Origin of the sequence: Polaromonas sp. CG_9.11 (assembly GCF_015752225.1) — a bacterium.
Classification (GTDB): domain Bacteria; phylum Pseudomonadota; class Gammaproteobacteria; order Burkholderiales; family Burkholderiaceae_C; genus Polaromonas.
The window spans coordinates 1-15,512 of sequence record NZ_JADOVE010000037.1 but is presented as its reverse complement, the minus strand read 5'-3'; the positions used below and the strand labels follow the sequence as shown (position 1 = coordinate 15,512).

Here is a 15,512-nt window from a genome sequence, read left to right as displayed (position 1 = left end):
CGAATGCTTGAGCGTTAAAAGCAAGATCAACTCCTTCGCTTTAAGGTTCAAACTTCTCATCAATGCCACCCGCAGCGCTTTTGACCAGCTTCAGATATTTCAGGCGGCTGCGTAAGGTCAGTTACAAATCAATAACAGGCTCAGGGAGCGTCAATGGATTGGTCGCGGGAAGAAGTGGAAGCCATCGTTGCGGACTACCTGCACATGCTGACAATGGAACTTGCGGGACAGCATTTCAACAAGACGCAGCATCGGCGCTGGCTGCAAGGCAAGCTCAATGGGCGATCTGACGCGTCCATCGAGTTCAAGCACTGCAATATCAGTGCAGCCATGATGGATCTCGGATTTCCGTCCATTCGAGGTTATCAACGTCGCTCGAACTATCAAGCGCTCCTGGCCATCGTCGCTGAGGAACAGGTGCGCGGCAAGCCAACCTTGGACCAAGTCGCACTGGCGGCTGTGCAGCAGCCTGCCGTCGCACCCACCCAGACTGATTTCACGAAAGTTAAATCAGAAGCACCGAGAAAACAACACCACGCCAAGGAAGCGGCAAACCCCTTGCTTTTCAGGGCCGTCAAGCGCGATTACCTCGAACGTGAAGCACAGAACCGATCCCTGGGCTTGGCTGGCGAAGCGTTTGTCGTTCAATTCGAACACTGGCGCCTTGCAGGGATAGGGCAACACCGACTTGCCGACAGGGTCGAACACGTTTCGGTATCGAAAGGCGATGGTCTCGGCTACGACGTTCTTTCTTTTGACTCCGATGGCAAGGAGCGCCTGATCGAAGTCAAAACAACGACCTTTGGGCGAGACACGCCATTTTTCGTTTCACGAGGCGAACTGGCGTTGTCTCAAGGCGCAAAGGACCAGTTCCACCTTTACCGCTTGTTTGAGTTCAGACAATCCCCTCGACTGTTTGATCTCCCAGGCGCACTGGATCAGCACTGTCTTTTGGACCCTGTGACTTACCGAGCCAGTTTTGGTTAGTCAGTTTGAATCGGAGAATCTGACAACAGTCCCTAAAGCCTTACTGGCAGCCCATCCGAAATTGTCGGTCGCGTGCCTGCTTGCGCTGTGCGCTGATCCAGTCCTGTGTCTGTACGCCTTGCGGTTGGCGTGCCATGGAATCCCAGTGTCGAATTTGCGAATCAAGTCCATCACATTCTGTTTTTCTGGCCGTCGCATCACTGAAGGAGTGGGCTTTCACTTCAACAATGCGGGGTGCCGTTGGTTCCGTTTCGGCCGGGATGAGAGCTGTTGGCCGGACGGCCGCCATCAGGTTGTGATTGGCCCGTGTGGAGAGCTGGCTGCTAACCGATCCTTGCGGGCACGCGGCGTCGCTGTAGCTGGTGCGGCCGTTCAACTGGCACTTGGTCACTTGGGAAATGCCGGCTGCCGCATTTGAGTCGTTTTGGAAGGCGGGTTGCGCCGGGATTGGCTGCCGGGCTGGCTGGGATGCCTGCTCGGCAACAGGCTGAGGCGCTGATGGCTGGTTCAATTTCCAATCCACTGCCTTGTAAAGAAAAAACAGCAGTGCTACAACGACCATCACCATGCCCAAGGTAGCCCAGCTAAACCGCTCAGGCGGCGGACTGAACGGCCTCCGACGCCGGGATTTGTCATGCATGTAATCCCGGTCTATCAGTCCCATGCCGTCGTTCCTTGTGCTTTTAAAAAAGTGGTGTCTGTCTTGCCAACCCGCTGGCAGGACTGCCGGCAGCCAAGCCGCTGATTATGAATTCAGCGCCGGCCGAACCCGCGCGCTGGCGGCGCTGTCGTCGTCATCATCGCTGCTGGCAGTTCCCATCGAAGACGGTGCTTCGCTCCCCGGCACCAGATACACCGTACGCGTCGGAAAGGCGAAATCCACGCCCAGCGCGGCCAGTTCGCGCATCAGTTGCAGGTTCAGCGTCTGCTGGGCGTCCATGTAGGCGTTGTAGCCCGGTTCCTTGACGATGTAGACCACTTCGTAGTCCAGCGAGCTGTCGCCGAAACCCTGAAGATGCGCGCGGTCAAAACGCAGCGTGTCATTCGATTCGACCAGCCGCTTGGCAATGCCGGGAATCGCCTCGGCCTGCTCCGGCGTGGTGCTGTAGGTCACGCCAAACTTGAAGACGATGCGCCGCTCTTCCATGCGCTTGTAGTTTTTCACCACCTGCTTGAGCAGGTCAGTGTTGCTGATGATGATCTGCTCGCCGTTCAGGCTGCGGATGCGCGTGGTTTTCAGGCCGATGAACTGCACCGTGCCGACAAAGCTGTCAATGCCGATGAAGTCGCCGACCTCGAAAGGCTTGTCCACTGCAATCGACAGCGAGGCGAACAAATCGCCCAGAATGTTCTGCACCGCCAGCGCCACCGCAATGCCGCCCACGCCGAGACTGGCGACAAAAGCAGTGATGTTCACCCCGACATTGGACAGCACGGCCAGCAGCACCACTGCCCACAGCACGGTGCGCAGTGCCCACGACATCAGCGTGGCCGAGGCACCCGCCTGCGTCATGCCGGAGGGTGTGTGGCGGTCCTGGTAGCGGCGCAGGCCGATGGTGATGGCCCGCGTGAGCCACAGCCCGAGCTGCAGGGCAACGGCGACGAACCACGACTGTCCGACACGTGAATTCCAGCGGTCGTTCATGTCCAGCATGCCCAGTCCGATGAGCAGTGCAGCCAGCAGCATCAGCCAGCGGTTGGTGCTGCTCAGCACTTCGACCACCGTGTCATCGACACGGTTGGTGGTGTGCGCTGCAATCTCGCGCATGCGCCCCACGGCAAAACGCAAGGCCATGCGCATCAGCAGGTAGGAAATCAAGGTGGCGGCAATGGCCAGTGACAGGCTGGCGAGGGACAGGGAAAAAATATCGGTGGTTTGAAACCAGTCAAGAAAATCATTCATTCAGGCCAGCTTAGCAAAAGGGCAGTAACTCGGAAAAACTGCGGAATTGGTATGCCGGCCGTGGCCCGCCGGTTTTGCGCTTCAGGCCAATGGCTGCGGGCAAAAATTTTAGTGATGAAGAAAGTGTCATTTCCGCATATCAGTCAAGCGTTTGATGCTACTAAAAACATAGCTTTTAGAAAACGCGGAACAAAGTCATGTTTGCGTTGCCCGCCCTTTCGCCGTGGATGGCGTCGTTGTCTGACACCGCACGCTGGTGCTGGGCGCGCAGAATGACACCATCGGCCGGGGTCAACGTTTCAAAGATATTTTTCCTGCGCTTTGAGGGCGCGGGAAGAAATTTCTGGAAGGTATGGCAAGCCGGTCGAACCGCGAAGGGATTGAAAAATCCCGATTTTCTTCACACTCCAGAAGGATGCGTATGTCCAAGAAACCGACTCAGACTGACAACCAACCCGCAGAAGACGAGGAAACTGGCCAGGGCCATGGCGGCAAGGTTGAAAACGACACCAACAAGATGGGCGACCAGGAACCCACGCAAAAAAACGAAGGCCGGCGAACCCCGGAAAGCCGTAGCGACCGGGTGGCGCATATTGGCAGCGGCAACCATTCGCAGTCGCGGCAGGGGAAAAGCGGCGGCACTTCGGGCGGGCATTAGCCGCCAGGCATGATGCTTTTTTGAGCCGGGTTGCAGCCCGCCGGTCTCTATGCCTTGTGCAACCGTATCCGGGCACACCTGAACAGTTTGAGAGGACTGAGCGTGTTGCCTTGGATGGGGCATCCGATTGCCAAAAGTAATCGGATGCCCCAAAAAGGACGCGTTGCCGCATATGTCTCTAACAGGCAGTGCGAAAAGCAGGGATTACTTGTCGGGCAACTCGATCTTGACTTCGAGCACGTCAAGGTTGTCTTGCCGCTCCAGGTTGAGTTTGATGTCGTCCGGGTTGATCTTGATGTATTTGGCGATCACGGCAATCAGGTCGCGCTGCAGAGCCGGCAAATAATCGGGTTCGTAGCTCGTGCGTCCCGAGCGTTCATGCGACAGGATAATCTGCAGCCGCTCTTTGGCAACATTAGCCGTTTTCTTCTTTTCGCCGAGAAGGAAGGAGAAAAATGAGGCCATGGCTTTTTACTTTCCCCCAAACAGGCGTTTGAAGAATCCGGGTTTTTGGGCATCAATGAAGCGCATCGGCTTGTTGTCGCCGAGAAAGCGGTCGATCACATCCTTGTAGGCTTCGGACACGTCGCTGCCCTGCATGTGGACCGCCGGCACGCCCTGGTTGGACGCCTGCAACACGGTCTCGGATTCGGGAATCACGCCGATCAGCTTGATGCGCAGGATGTCCTGGATGTCTTCAAGCGACAGCATCTGGCCCTGGTCGACCCGGCTGGGGTTGTAGCGGGTGATGAGCAGGTGTTCCTTGATCGGCTCGCCGCCGTCGATGGCGCGTTGCGTCTTGCTCGACAGCATGCCCAGGATGCGGTCCGAATCGCGCACTGAAGAGACTTCGGGGTTGGTCACCACCAGCGCCTCGTCGGCGAAATGCATCGCCATCAGCGCGCCGGTCTCGATGCCGGCGGGCGAGTCGCAGATGATGTATTCAAAGTCCATGGCCGCCAGGTCATCGAGGATTTTTTTCACGCCTTCAATCGTCAGCGCGTCCTTGTCACGGGTTTGCGAGGCGGCCAGCACGAAGAGTTCAGGGCACTGCTTGTCCTTGATCAGCGCCTGGTTGAGCGTCGCCTCGCCCTGGATGACGTTGATCAGGTCGTACACCACGCGGCGCTCGCAGCCCATGATCAGGTCCAGGTTGCGCAGGCCCACGTCAAAGTCGATCACGGCGGTTTTGTGCCCGCGCAGGGCCAGGCCGGTTGAAAAGCTGGCGCTGGTGGTGGTCTTGCCGACGCCGCCCTTGCCAGAGGTGACCACAATGATTTTTGCCATTCGAAAAAGTCCTTTTGAAAACGGTAGGTGATTCAGTCAGTCAGTCAGCCAGGTTGGCAAGGCACCTCTGCCAGATCATGCATCAAAGTGCGCCTGAAATGTAAGCAGTTGCGCCAGAAATGATGGTGCAGCGTGAAAGCGTGGGCATGGTCACAGCATTGGCGTCATGACCAGCTTTTCGCCATCCGGACCTTCGACCAGCCGCACCTGCGTGGGATGGCCGGTGACCTCGGGCGGCAGCGGGTTTTCACTGGTGCGGTAGATGCCGGCGATCGACAGCAGTTCGGCCTCCAGCGCCAGCGCAAAGATGCGCGCCTCGGTGTTGCCTCGCGCACCGGCAATCGCCCGGCCGCGCAGTGGCGCATACACATGGATGTGGCCATCGGCGATCACTTCCGCGCCGGCATTGACCATGGCCAGCACGACCAGGTCGCGTCCGCGCGCATACACCTGCTGGCCGGAGCGCAGTGGCTTGTCGATGACCAGCGCGCCCAGCGGCGCCGCATGCACCTGCGGCTCCTGCGGTTGTTCGGACGATGCCGGCGCGGGCCGGGGCGTCAGCAAATGTGCATCGTTGCCGGGAACCAGTCCGGCTTTGCGGGCAGCAGCCATTTGCGCCGGATGGCCGCCCTTGACGGCGATGGGCACCAGCCGGTAGCTGCCCAGCAGGTCCAGCAGCGCGGGAAAGTCAATGTCGGCCGCCCCCTGGCCCTGCAGCGGCGACAGGTCGATGACCAGCGCGTCCTGGTCGAAAAAATCGGGAATGTCGCCGAAGCGCAGCGTCATCTCGCGCGCCAGCGCCGTCAGGTCGGTGGACTTGAGCAGCAGCGCGACCAGTGGAAAATTGGCGCTCTTGATTTCAAAGGTGGTGGGCGTGGCGACAGTCATGGGCGGGCAGGGCTTGGTGAACGAAGGGAGGCAGACCCCGACGGGGTGGCGATGCCCATGCTGTCTGGAGACCCGAGGGTAGCGCAGGAAGCGCGGCCATCCCGGCGGCGGGAAGCGGCATTTGTTAGCGTGTGAAACGCTGCGGGGAAATGACCCGTCGTCTGAACTGCCTCAGGCATTGAATGCATGCAGAATGCGCCCATCTGGAAACGTTGAAAATAAAAAACCGCCATTATCCCGGAACTTGATGAACTTTCTAACGCTGGCCGGACTGAGCGCCGTGCTCCACGGTTACGTCGCCCTTCGCCTGATTCCGGACCTGGCGGCATTTGCGTCGGCCCGGCTTTGGCTGGCCGCCGTGCTGCTGGCATCCATGCTGCTGATCCCCCTGGGGTTGATGGCCCGCCGCATCGCCCGTGTGCCGCTGGCCGACCGGCTGGGCTGGGCCGGCCTGCTGTGCATGGGCCTGTTTTCGACGCTGATGGTGCTGACGCTCGTGCGCGATGCGACGCTTGGCTTGTTGTGGGCCGTGGGTTTCCTGACGCCCGGCGGGCTGGAACTGGCGCCCTGGAGAACGTTTTCGGCACAGGCCGTTCCCCTGCTGGGCGGGCTTTCGGCGCTGCTGGGGTTACTGAATGCGCGGCGCACGGCGGCGGTGGTGCGGGTGGATGTGCCGATTCCCGGCCTGCCGTTGGCGTGGCAGGGGTTTACCGTGGCGCAAATCAGCGATATCCATGTCGGGCCAACCATCCGGCAGCGCTATGTGCGCCGCATCGTCGAGCGGGTCAACACGCTGCAGGCCGACCTGGTGGCAATCACCGGCGACCTGGTCGATGGCCGGGTGGTCGAGCTGGCTGCGCAGGTAGCGCCACTGGCGGATTTGCGTTCGCGCCACGGCACGTTTTTCGTGACCGGCAACCATGAATACTATTCGGGCGCTCCTGCCTGGATTGACGAGTTGCGGCGCCTGGGCATGACGGTGCTGCTCAATGAACATGTGGTGATTCCGGCCGTGGATGCCGCAGATGCTTCGGGTGGGGCCGACAGGCCGCTGGTGCTGGCCGGCGTGACCGATTTCAATGCGGGGTATTTCGACCCGTCGCACCGCAGCGATCCGGTGCGCGCGCTGGCGGGCGCACCGGCTGACGCGGTGCGGGTGCTGCTGGCGCACCAGCCGCGCAGCGCCGCCGCTGCGGCCGAAGCCGGGTTCGACCTTCAGCTTTCTGGGCACACCCATGGCGGGCAGTTCTATCCGTGGAATCTGTTCGTGCGCCTGCAGCAGCCGTTCACGGCGGGCCTGCACCGTTGGGGAACGCTGTGGGTGTACACCAGCCGGGGGACCGGCTACTGGGGTCCGCCGAACCGGTTCGGCTCGCCTTCGGAGATCACCTGCGTGCGGCTGGTGGCGGCTTGAATTGCGCTTTGGCTCTTTGGTTTGGTTTGGGTTGGGTTTTCGCGGCTATGACCTGCTGGCCGGGAATCGCCCGGCGGCGACTCACTTTCTTTTGCTTCGCCAAAAGAAAGTAAGCAAAGAAAAGGCGACCCGGCTGTCCGGGTCCCTGCGCTTCGCTACGGGCAACCTTCGAGCGCCAGGAAAAACGGGGGTCCGCGCAAACTCGCCTGCGGCTCCGACAGCGCGCGGCCCTGATCCCGTTTTTCCTGGCGCTCAAAGGCCCAGTCAGAACGGGACTGACAGGAGCGGATTCGGATTCGGATTCGGATTCTGGCTCGGATGCGGAGATTTTTGAACTAAAAGTGCTGTTTCCGCATGCTGTGTGTGCGTAAGAAGCTATTGAATTAATAGCGTTTGTTGTTGGGAAACCAGGGCTATGGTTGTTTGAATTCTTCTCTCTTGCTTGCCCGTTCTGGCTGGGCCTGTGATGCCCCGAAAAAACGGGATCAGGGCGGCGCGCTGTTTGAGCGCAGCGAGTTTGCGCCGATCCCCGTTTTTTTGGGGTAGCGCAGGTTGCCCACAGCGAAGCGAAGGGACCCAGACAGCCGGGTCGCCTTTTTTTTGCGGGGCTAACCCCGGCCAGCCCAACCGCGAAAAAAACACGCCAAATCGTTCACTAGCGCAGGACTGGTAAGCGCATTTAGCTATCAAAATCATAGTTTTTCAGCGCTTGAGGCAAGCGCTTTCCTGCGTGCCGGCAGGCGGCGGTGCGTGACAGTGGCCGGCTGCGCGATTATGCGCAGGGTGCGCTCGTTCGCCATGGCCGCCAGCGGACCAATCAATTGCGCCCCGGGCAGGTTGCGCCAGTATTTACGCGGCATTTCCTTTTGCATCGCCTTCATCTTCAGACGTGCTGGACTGAAGGTGTGTTGGTAGTAAGTAAGCCAGAGCTGCTCGCCGGCATCGGCAGACGGCGCATCGCTGTGTTTCGCGCCAGGGCCGAAACGCAGCTGGCCTGCCATGGCGGCAGGCTTCGGCTGAACCGGCTGCGCCACTGGGCGCGGCTGTCCTGCCGTGGCCACCGGGCTGCGGCTGCTGACGCAATCCCATTCGACGCTGCAGGCGGGCGTGAGGATGGCCCAGCGCATTTGCGTAAAACGGCGGGCAAAGAACGGCGCCACGGCTTCGACGATGTGGTGCTCGGGCTCGAACCAGGCCATATGCAACGGACCGTCCTCTGGATGCGCCCTGAACTGCTCGTCCTGCACCGAGCGAAACCGCACAAAAGCCTTCATCTTGTGCAGGTCGCGCCGCACCGCCTGGGCCATGTGTCCGGCCTGGAGCCGGTCCGGATCGAGCGGGTCGTGCCGCAGGCCGGGTTCATGCGCCAGGCGCCAGAAAATACGGTAGAGCAGGCCGAAGCGGTTCCGGTCGCGGTGCAGGATGACGCGTTCGCACAACGCCATGAATCCGGCCGGCACTTTCACGGATGGTGCATCGCGGAAGGCCTCGGCATTGGCCGCCGCAGCCGTCGAACCCGGCGCTGAGAACAGGTCCCGGACCGGCGCGCCGCTGGTGTGCCAGAACACCTGTTCGGGCGGCACCTGCCGGGCCAGCAGACTGCGGGCTGCCCGGCGAAAGCCGTGCAGGTCGGTGGGGCCGCGAAGCATCACCGGCGACAGCGTTGACGGGAACAATTCGCTGGTCAGCCGGTCGTTGTTCAGGCCCATGCGGGTGTCCTTTCGACAGGGGTCGGGGCGGGCAGTGCCGCCGCCAGCGGCTCAGCGGCCTCCGGTTCGTCAAACAGGCCGGCCTGCGCTGGCGCGGGCCGCAGGCGCGCCGCCAGGTGGGCCGCGTCCAGCGTGGCGCCGGGGTGGTGGTCGGGCAGCAGCACGAAAGGCCAGACTTTTGCCAAAGGCAGATGCAGCCGCAACAGGTCGCTGGCGCGCACATCGCGCACCCGCCGTGCCTGGAGGATGCGCACGACGGCCTTGACGCCCAGGCCCGGCACGCGCAGCAGCATTTCGCGCGGCGCCCGGTTCAGGTCGACCGGAAACTGCGCACGGTGCGCCAGCGCCCAGGCGAGCTTGGGGTCAATGTCGAGCGCCAGCATGCCGCTGGTCGGTGCCGAGTCGGCCGCACTACCGGCAGGGTTTGCGGGGACGATCTCGTCATGGCTGAAGCCGTAGAACCTCATCAGCCAGTCGGCCTGGTACAGCCGGTGCTCGCGCATCAGCGGCGGCGCTTTCAGGGGCAGGCGCGCCGACGCATCCGGAATCGGACTGAAGGCCGAGTAATACACCCGCCGCATCCTGAAGTCGCCATACAGCGATGCGCTGGCGCCCAGGATGGTGCGGTCATCGGTCGCATCGGCGCCGACGATCATCTGCGTGCTCCGGCCGGCCGGCGCAAAAAGCGGCGCGGCACTGCGCCCGGTGCGGCGCGACTGCGGCAGCGAGATGATCGAGGTGCGCGACTGGTCCTGCGCGGCGCCCCTGGCGTCGTCGATGTGCCCGCGCAACCGCGCCATTGACCGGCGTATCGCCGTGCCGTTCTTTTCAGGCGCCAGCGCCTTCAGGCTGCCTGGCGTGGCAAGCTCGATGTTGATGCTCAGGCGGTCGGCGTACAGGCCGGCGCGGGCCAGCAGCTCGGGCGAGGCGTCGGGAATCGTCTTCAGGTGGATGTAGCCGCGAAAGTCATGGTCTTCGCGCAGCCGGCGCGCCACCTCGACCACCTGCTCCATCGTGTAGTCGGGACTCTGGATGATGCCGCTGGACAAAAACAGGCCCTCGATGCAGTTGCGGCGGTAAAAGTCCAGCGTCAGGCCAACGACTTCATCGACCGTGAAGCGCGCCCGGGCGACATTGCTGCTGACCCGGTTGACGCAGTACAGGCAGTCGTAGGTGCAGAAATTGGGCAGCAGGATTTTCAGCAGCGAGATGCAACGTCCGTCGGGCGCATAGCTGTGGCAGATGCCGCTGCCTTCGGTCGAGCCGATGCCCCGGCCGCCGACGGAGTCGCCCTTGCCAGTGCCGCTGCAAGCGCACGACGCATCGTACTTGGCGGCGTCGGCCAGGATGGCCAGCTTGTGTTGAAGGGTGGGATAAAAAACTGTAATAATATACAGTGTCCGGGCTGGCCGGGCGTCGGGGCTGGCGCCATGACCGCAATGGCGGTCGGGCCTTCAGTCCTTGGGCGGCGCTGTTTTCCGGGCCCGGGTTTCCATCACCAGATAGACGACCGCCGCCACCAGCAGCGGCCCCAGGAAATACACCACCCGGTAGGCGATCAGGCCGGCCAGCAGTTCATGCTGCGGCATGCGGTGCGACAGCAGCGCGACAAACACCGCCTCCAGCACGCCCAGGTTGCCGGGGATGTGGGTGATGACGCCGGCAATCGCCGCCAGCAGCAGCACGCTGGCGACGCTGAAAAAATCGATGCGCTGCTGCAGCAGGATGAAGACAATGCCCGACATCAGCAGCCAGTTGCCCGCGCCCATGGCCAGCTGCAGGCCGGCCAGCCTGAGCGAAGGCAACTCGATGTCGTGGCCGCGCAGGCTGAAGCTGCGCTGGCTGGAAAAGGCGCAGGCGCCCAGGTAGGCCAGTGCCAGCGCCAGCAGCGCGAAGCCAATCAGGCGCAGCTGGAACGCATCGATTTTCCAGCTGGGCGGCAAGGCCGGCGGCTGCAGGCTGAACACCAGCCCGGCCAGCAGCAGGTAGCCCATCCAGTTGGCCAGCATGCTGACGCTGATCACGCGGGTGATGGTGCCCATGGCCAGCCCGAGTCGGGAATACAGCCGGTAGCGAAAGGCAATGCCGCCGACCACCGAGCCGAGGTTGAGGTTGAAGGCATAGCTGACAAACGTCAGCTGCATCACGGTGGAGGCGCGCAGCCGGTGGCCGGTGTAGTGGCGCCCCAGCAGGTCGAAGCAGCTGTAAAGCGCGTAGCTGGCGGCCCCCAGCGCCAGTGCGCTCCAGGACGCGGACAGCGAATAGTCCTGGAGCGACGACAGCACCATGCCCCATTCGATGGTCCGTGCCTGCGACACCAGCAGCCAGGCGACCAGGCCAAAAAAAACGGTCGTGGCCGCGCGCCGCAGCCACGGCCACCAGGCCCGCTCGGTGAGCTTGCGCCGCACGCCTGGCGGACCGCCGGGGCGTGCCGAAGACCGCAGGCTGTCGCTCATGGGCGACTCACGCCGCGTCGGCCTGGCTGACCGGGTTGACGCCGGCGCTTTCGAGCGCCGCATCGGACACTTCCGCCAGCAAAATGCGCGGCTTGTGCGCCGGCAGCCAGCCCGCCCAGGCCGGGTAGCGGCTGAGCAGGTGGAAGACGAAAAAGCTGCGCAGCGTGCGCCACCAGCTCCATTCGGCCAGATCAGCCGCATGGATCTGCTTGCAATTGTGCTGCACCAGGTCGTCTAGTCGCGCGCTCAGGTGCTGGTTGAAGGCGCGGTCCTTGATGATCACGTTGGCCTCCAGGTTCAGCGACAGGCTGAGCGGGTCCAGGTTGCTCGAACCGACCGTGGACCAGGTGTCGTCCGACACCGCCACCTTGCCGTGCAGCGGCCGCTCGCAGTATTCAAAGATCTGTATGCCGGCCGACAGCAGGTGGCCATACAGCATGTTGGCGGCGGTCTTGACAATCGCCATGTCGGGTTCGCCCTGCAGGATCAGCCGCACCTCGACGCCGCGCCGGGCCGCCCGGCGCATTTCCTTGAGCAGCCGGTAGCCAGGGAAAAAGTAGGCGTTGGCAATCACCACGCGGTGCCGGGCGGCGCGAATGGCGATGCGGTAGTGGCGTTCGATGTCGGTGGTGTGCTTGCTGTTGTCGCGGGTGACAAAGATCGCTGCTGCCTCGCCCGCCGGCACCGGGTCTGCGCGCCAGCCTTGCGTCAGCAAATGCGCCCGGTCGGCGATGCGCTCGCGCAGTTGGCCGGCAAAGCTCCTGGTGGTGTTGCGCTGCCCGGCCGCCAGCGCCTTGTGCACGAACTCATAGATCACCGAGACGATGGGGCCTTCGATCTCGACCGAATAGTCCTGCTTGGCCTCGGGCCCGAAGTCGGCCAGGTGGTCGGCCGAATAGTTGATGCCGCCAACGAACGCGCGTTGGCCGTCCACCACCACGATCTTGCGGTGCATGCGCCGGAACACGTTGGTGCGCCAGCCCCACAGGCGCGGCGCCGGGTCGAACACATGCACCCGAACGCCAGCCTGCGTCAGCCCAGAGATGAAGCCGGGCGACAGGTCGGGCGAGCCGAAACCGTCGATCGTCAGGTCAATCTGCACACCGCGTGAGGCCGCCCCCAGCAGCGCCGCATGCAGCGCCAGCCCGACCTTGTCCTCGAACAAAATGAAGGTTTCCAGCACCACCTCGTGGCGGGCGCCGGCAATCGATTCAAAAACGCGCGGAAAAAACGCCTCGCCGTTTTCCAGCAGGTGAAAGCGGTTGCCGCCAACCCAGCGGGTCATGCCTTTCCCCAGCCGGCCGCCTGGCCGTGGAGTGATGGTGAAACGGCGTGGCGCGGGTGCATGGCGGTAGCCTTTTAAAGCCTGATTTCGGCCGCCAGCGGCGCATGGTCGGACAGGTGCGACCACGGATGGCTGGGCAGCACGATGGGCGAATGGCCGACTGCGTTGCGCACATAGATGCGGTCCAGCTGCAACAGCGGAAGCCGGGCCGGAAAGGTGCGGGCCGCATGGCCGTTGGCCTGCACGAACACCTCGTGCATGTTGGCGCCCTTGGCCATCTGCGCGTGGGCGCGCCGGCGCCAGTCGTTGAAGTCGCCGGCCACGACCACTGGCGAGCGCGCCGGAATTTCCTTGCGCACCATGTCGCACAGCAGCTTCATCTGCTGCGTGCGGTGGGTTTCGACCAGCCCCAGGTGCACGCAGATCGCATGCACGGTGTGGCTCTGGCCGGGCACCTGCAACTCGCAATGCAGCATGCCGCGCCGCTCCGGGCCGCTGATGGAGATGTCTCGGTTTTCAAAGCGCACGATCGGGAACTTTGACAGCAGCGCGTTGCCGTGGTGGCCGTTGGTGTAGACCGCATTGCGGCCATAGGCAAACTGGTTCCAGATGCTGTCGGCCAGGTATTCGTAATGGGGCTGATCGGTGTAGTTGTCGAACTTTTCCGCATGCTTGAGGTGGCTGCCCGTCACCTCCTGCAAAAACACCACGTCCGCGCCCACGGTGCGCACCGCGTCGCGCAATTCGGACAGGACGAACTTGCGGTTGAAGAAAGTAAAGCCCTTGTGGATGTTGACGGTGAGCACCTTGAAGGAAGACGCTGGATCGGCGTCTGCCCTGAGGTCGGCGCCTGCCGTGGGTTCGACGTTTGCCGTGGTTTCGGCGCCTGCCGCAAGACGCCTCGCGCGGGGCTGGGTGTGAAGTGTTTTGATTTTGTGGAGCATGAGGTTCTCGGACGCTGCGTCAAGGATTCCGGGCTGCGCGGTATTGAACAAAGAAGGGGTAGCAATCTGGCGGCAACGGGAGGCCTGAAACAGGCCAAACTTGACGAAACACGATTGTTGTCCGGCGGCGTATTCAGGACTGTAGGACGTTAACTTATTTCTGCCAGGCCGTCGAACGCGCTGTGGTCAACAAGCTGCCCGACCTAACGTGTCCAATCAACTGGCGACGGGCGAGGCGGCCACGCGGCATCGGTGCGACAGAGGCATCTTCTTTGCCCACTTCGGAGTATCCCTGACAAAATTTGGTCTTGGCTTGCTCGTGTCGCGTCATGCACAGACTGCCGGTTCTCGCTGGTCCTCAACGCGCATCGCGGCTTTGCATCCCTTGTCAAGGCCTCAGCCTTGATGGCGTGCTGCGCCTTGCGCCGCAGGCCGATGGCGACGCGATCTCCCGACACTTTGCGCATGACGCGGCACTGGGCCCTGTTGACGGAGCGGAAAGTAGAATTTTCAGATTTTGAGCCTTCCTGGAAAAAAGCCAAGCTGAGCGATGGCGGATGGGTCCACCTGATTGGCAGGCTGAAGAAAACGCCCGGTATCCGGGTGACATGCGAGGCCACTTGCCGGGGGGGTGCCCAGGCGGTGCTGTGGATCTTGGGTGCAGGCGCCCAGTGGCGGCTCCTGCCCGATAGGCTCGGGCATTGGAACAGCGTGTTCAAGTGCTTTGCCAGTTGACGCCGGTTTGACGTATGGGAGAAGATGCCGGCCAATGTCCCGGTGAAGGTGGCTATGCACAATGTCTGCATCGACAGCACCGTGGTACGGGCGCACGCCTGTGCCGCTCTCGGGCGGCTTTGGTTGCAAGACACAGGTACTGACCGCTGCGCCGGGGCTTGCCCGTGCGCTTCATCTTGACGGGAGGCAGGCAGCAGACATCACCCAAGCCACGCCACGCATGCAAGACATCAGCACGGGCGCACTGCTGGCCGACAAAGGGTATTACGGCAACGTCTTGCTTGACTGGGCTGGGGCAGCGTGACATCTCGGCAGTGATCTGGCCCAAACCGAACCGCAAAATGCAAAGAGGCTGTGACTGGGACATGGACAAGGAACGCCATGTCATCGAATGCATGTTCGGCAAACTCAAGTACTTTCGTCGAATTGCCACCCGCTATCGGAAAAAGGCCAGCCATTTCATGGACATGCTGACCTTCGCTGCGTTTTTGTTGTGGCGACGCTCATGCGTCAGCAGACACCTGGTTTTTAATCGCCCGAAATCTGGAGAAACGACATTTTTTGTTAATCTTTACTTGATCCCGTTGTCTGGCACTACCGTCAGAAGCCCTTTCTTTTTACCCTTGGAATTATTGGGCTCCAAGCTTTCGCCTTGCTTTTGACAACCTATGGCAAAGCGGCCATGCGCAATTGGGGTGAACCGATGGGGCACAGGCTTCTTGCCAATGGCCTTGCCCACACCGGGGCTGAGGTCAGAGATGAATTCCTGGGAGGGCTCCGACGTTCGCACCCGAAGCTCAACCGGCCGCCTGCTCTTGACCACGATCTCCTGTGGGTCGACAAATCCTGCGCCGCATTCGACGTTGATTACCTGCACACCTTGTGCATCAGTTACGGCATACCATGCTTCTGTACTTATGGCCTGCGACTGGGCAGCGCTGCAGCCGGCCAAAAAGCCAATAACAAAGATAAAGCGTCTGAACATTTAGTCTCCTAATTTCTGCCGGGCTCAGTTCAAGCGACTAAGCCGCGATTTCGAACGAATGCCTGAAGTGCTGGCTGGACTGCTTTCGTGGTCTTTGCCCTCCTCATGCTGCTTAAGGCGGCCACGCTCTTGCCTTCAGGAGCGAGTTCATAAAACTCTTTAAGGGCCATACACCTGCAGCTCGGCCACCGAGATGAATGCGTTGCTGCCGCCGGGGGCGCCGTAAATGCGTATGGCTTCGCCGCTGATGGGCGCGAACTG

14 protein-coding genes and 2 pseudogenes are annotated in these 15,512 nt (G+C 61.9%); 5 read left to right on the top strand and 11 right to left on the bottom strand.

Features of this window, described 5'->3' with window-relative positions:
* The first annotated feature begins 153 nt into the window (after positions 1-153).
* Entirely contained in the window at positions 154-987 is an 834-nt protein-coding gene (locus IWX85_RS19100; RefSeq protein WP_196870820.1) for a DUF3883 domain-containing protein, read from the top strand.
* A 40-nt stretch (positions 988-1,027) separates the two neighbouring features.
* Here the strand turns inward: IWX85_RS19100 and IWX85_RS19095 are convergent, their stop codons facing one another.
* Both IWX85_RS19095 and IWX85_RS19090 read right to left on the bottom strand, forming a co-directional pair.
* Complete coding sequence (locus tag IWX85_RS19095) at positions 1,028-1,651, bottom strand: hypothetical protein (RefSeq protein ID WP_196870819.1); 624 nt, start codon at positions 1,649-1,651, stop codon at positions 1,028-1,030.
* An 81-nt stretch (positions 1,652-1,732) separates the two neighbouring features.
* Positions 1,733-2,890, bottom strand: a complete 1,158-nt coding sequence (locus IWX85_RS19090; protein WP_196870818.1) for a mechanosensitive ion channel family protein — start codon at positions 2,888-2,890, stop codon at positions 1,733-1,735.
* Positions 2,891-3,311: 421 nt separating this feature from the next.
* Here IWX85_RS19090 and IWX85_RS19085 point away from each other — a divergent pair, with 421 nt between their 5' ends.
* Complete coding sequence (locus IWX85_RS19085) at positions 3,312-3,548, top strand: hypothetical protein (protein WP_036807582.1); 237 nt, start codon at positions 3,312-3,314, stop codon at positions 3,546-3,548.
* 204 nt (positions 3,549-3,752) lie between these two features.
* Here the strand turns inward: IWX85_RS19085 and minE are convergent, their stop codons facing one another.
* The 3 genes from minE to minC all read right to left on the bottom strand — a co-directional run bounded on the left by minE (position 3,753) and on the right by minC (position 5,723).
* On the bottom strand, positions 3,753-4,013 hold the full coding sequence (gene minE, locus IWX85_RS19080) for a cell division topological specificity factor MinE (protein ID WP_036807579.1): 261 nt from the start codon (positions 4,011-4,013) through the stop codon (positions 3,753-3,755).
* Positions 4,014-4,019: 6 nt separating this feature from the next.
* A complete protein-coding gene (minD, locus tag IWX85_RS19075; RefSeq protein ID WP_036807576.1) occupies positions 4,020-4,835 on the bottom strand; it encodes a septum site-determining protein MinD in 816 nt (271 codons plus the stop codon).
* A 150-nt stretch (positions 4,836-4,985) separates the two neighbouring features.
* Positions 4,986-5,723 (bottom strand): septum site-determining protein MinC, encoded by a 738-nt coding sequence (gene minC / locus IWX85_RS19070; protein WP_036807573.1) that lies wholly within the window; start codon positions 5,721-5,723, stop codon positions 4,986-4,988.
* A gap of 247 nt (positions 5,724-5,970) precedes the next feature.
* Here minC and IWX85_RS19065 point away from each other — a divergent pair, with 247 nt between their 5' ends.
* The gene (locus IWX85_RS19065) at positions 5,971-7,137 is read left to right on the top strand and encodes a metallophosphoesterase (RefSeq protein ID WP_036807570.1); all 1,167 of its coding nucleotides are present in this window, start codon (positions 5,971-5,973) and stop codon (positions 7,135-7,137) included.
* A gap of 692 nt (positions 7,138-7,829) precedes the next feature.
* On the opposite strand, the gene IWX85_RS19060 is transcribed toward IWX85_RS19065, so the two are convergent.
* The 5 genes and pseudogenes from IWX85_RS19060 to IWX85_RS19040 all read right to left on the bottom strand — a co-directional run bounded on the left by IWX85_RS19060 (position 7,830) and on the right by IWX85_RS19040 (position 13,531).
* Positions 7,830-8,846, bottom strand: a complete 1,017-nt coding sequence (locus IWX85_RS19060) for a TIGR03915 family putative DNA repair protein (protein ID WP_231380005.1) — start codon at positions 8,844-8,846, stop codon at positions 7,830-7,832.
* 71 nt (positions 8,847-8,917) lie between these two features.
* Positions 8,918-10,234: pseudogene (locus tag IWX85_RS19055) on the bottom strand (putative DNA modification/repair radical SAM protein); the annotation flags it as partial.
* Between the two features lie 66 nt (positions 10,235-10,300).
* Positions 10,301-11,302: a YbhN family protein gene (locus IWX85_RS19050; protein WP_196870817.1), complete on the bottom strand. Its 1,002-nt coding sequence runs from the start codon at positions 11,300-11,302 to the stop codon at positions 10,301-10,303.
* Positions 11,303-11,309: 7 nt separating this feature from the next.
* Positions 11,310-12,587 carry a cardiolipin synthase ClsB gene (gene clsB, locus IWX85_RS19045; RefSeq protein ID WP_036807567.1) on the bottom strand — a complete coding sequence of 426 codons (1,278 nt, stop codon included), beginning with the start codon at positions 12,585-12,587 and terminating at the stop codon, positions 11,310-11,312.
* Positions 12,588-12,661: 74 nt separating this feature from the next.
* Positions 12,662-13,531, bottom strand: coding sequence for an endonuclease/exonuclease/phosphatase family protein (locus tag IWX85_RS19040; RefSeq protein ID WP_231380003.1), 870 nt, complete (start codon positions 13,529-13,531; stop codon positions 12,662-12,664).
* A 796-nt stretch (positions 13,532-14,327) separates the two neighbouring features.
* On the opposite strand from IWX85_RS19040, the gene IWX85_RS19035 reads away from it, so the two are divergent.
* Positions 14,328-14,570 carry a hypothetical protein gene (locus IWX85_RS19035; protein ID WP_196870816.1) on the top strand — a complete coding sequence of 81 codons (243 nt, stop codon included), beginning with the start codon at positions 14,328-14,330 and terminating at the stop codon, positions 14,568-14,570.
* Positions 14,571-14,837: 267 nt separating this feature from the next.
* Here IWX85_RS19035 and IWX85_RS19025 read toward each other — a convergent pair whose 3' ends face one another.
* A complete protein-coding gene (locus IWX85_RS19025) occupies positions 14,838-15,251 on the bottom strand; it encodes a hypothetical protein (protein WP_196870823.1) in 414 nt (137 codons plus the stop codon).
* 22 nt (positions 15,252-15,273) lie between these two features.
* On the opposite strand from IWX85_RS19025, the pseudogene IWX85_RS19020 reads away from it, so the two are divergent.
* Positions 15,274-15,404: pseudogene (locus IWX85_RS19020) on the top strand (IS5/IS1182 family transposase); the annotation flags it as partial.
* Positions 15,405-15,512: the final 108 nt, after the last annotated feature.

What these genes read in the sequence shown, in the direction of transcription:
- IWX85_RS19040 (WP_231380003.1), bottom strand. Translation starts at nt 13,531, where the DNA reads ATGCTCCACAAAATCAAAACACTTCACACCCAGCCCCGCGCGAGGCGT.
- IWX85_RS19060 (WP_231380005.1), bottom strand. Translation starts at nt 8,846, where the DNA reads ATGGGCCTGAACAACGACCGGCTGACCAGCGAATTGTTCCCGTCAACG.
- IWX85_RS19050 (WP_196870817.1), bottom strand. Translation starts at nt 11,302, where the DNA reads ATGAGCGACAGCCTGCGGTCTTCGGCACGCCCCGGCGGTCCGCCAGGC.
- IWX85_RS19100 (WP_196870820.1), top strand. Translation starts at nt 154, where the DNA reads ATGGATTGGTCGCGGGAAGAAGTGGAAGCCATCGTTGCGGACTACCTG.
- minD (WP_036807576.1), bottom strand. Translation starts at nt 4,835, where the DNA reads ATGGCAAAAATCATTGTGGTCACCTCTGGCAAGGGCGGCGTCGGCAAG.
- minC (WP_036807573.1), bottom strand. Translation starts at nt 5,723, where the DNA reads ATGACTGTCGCCACGCCCACCACCTTTGAAATCAAGAGCGCCAATTTT.
- IWX85_RS19025 (WP_196870823.1), bottom strand. Translation starts at nt 15,251, where the DNA reads ATGTTCAGACGCTTTATCTTTGTTATTGGCTTTTTGGCCGGCTGCAGC.
- clsB (WP_036807567.1), bottom strand. Translation starts at nt 12,587, where the DNA reads ATGACCCGCTGGGTTGGCGGCAACCGCTTTCACCTGCTGGAAAACGGC.
- IWX85_RS19095 (WP_196870819.1), bottom strand. Translation starts at nt 1,651, where the DNA reads ATGGGACTGATAGACCGGGATTACATGCATGACAAATCCCGGCGTCGG.
- IWX85_RS19090 (WP_196870818.1), bottom strand. Translation starts at nt 2,890, where the DNA reads ATGAATGATTTTCTTGACTGGTTTCAAACCACCGATATTTTTTCCCTG.
- minE (WP_036807579.1), bottom strand. Translation starts at nt 4,013, where the DNA reads ATGGCCTCATTTTTCTCCTTCCTTCTCGGCGAAAAGAAGAAAACGGCT.
- IWX85_RS19035 (WP_196870816.1), top strand. Translation starts at nt 14,328, where the DNA reads ATGTCTGCATCGACAGCACCGTGGTACGGGCGCACGCCTGTGCCGCTC.
- IWX85_RS19065 (WP_036807570.1), top strand. Translation starts at nt 5,971, where the DNA reads ATGAACTTTCTAACGCTGGCCGGACTGAGCGCCGTGCTCCACGGTTAC.
- IWX85_RS19085 (WP_036807582.1), top strand. Translation starts at nt 3,312, where the DNA reads ATGTCCAAGAAACCGACTCAGACTGACAACCAACCCGCAGAAGACGAG.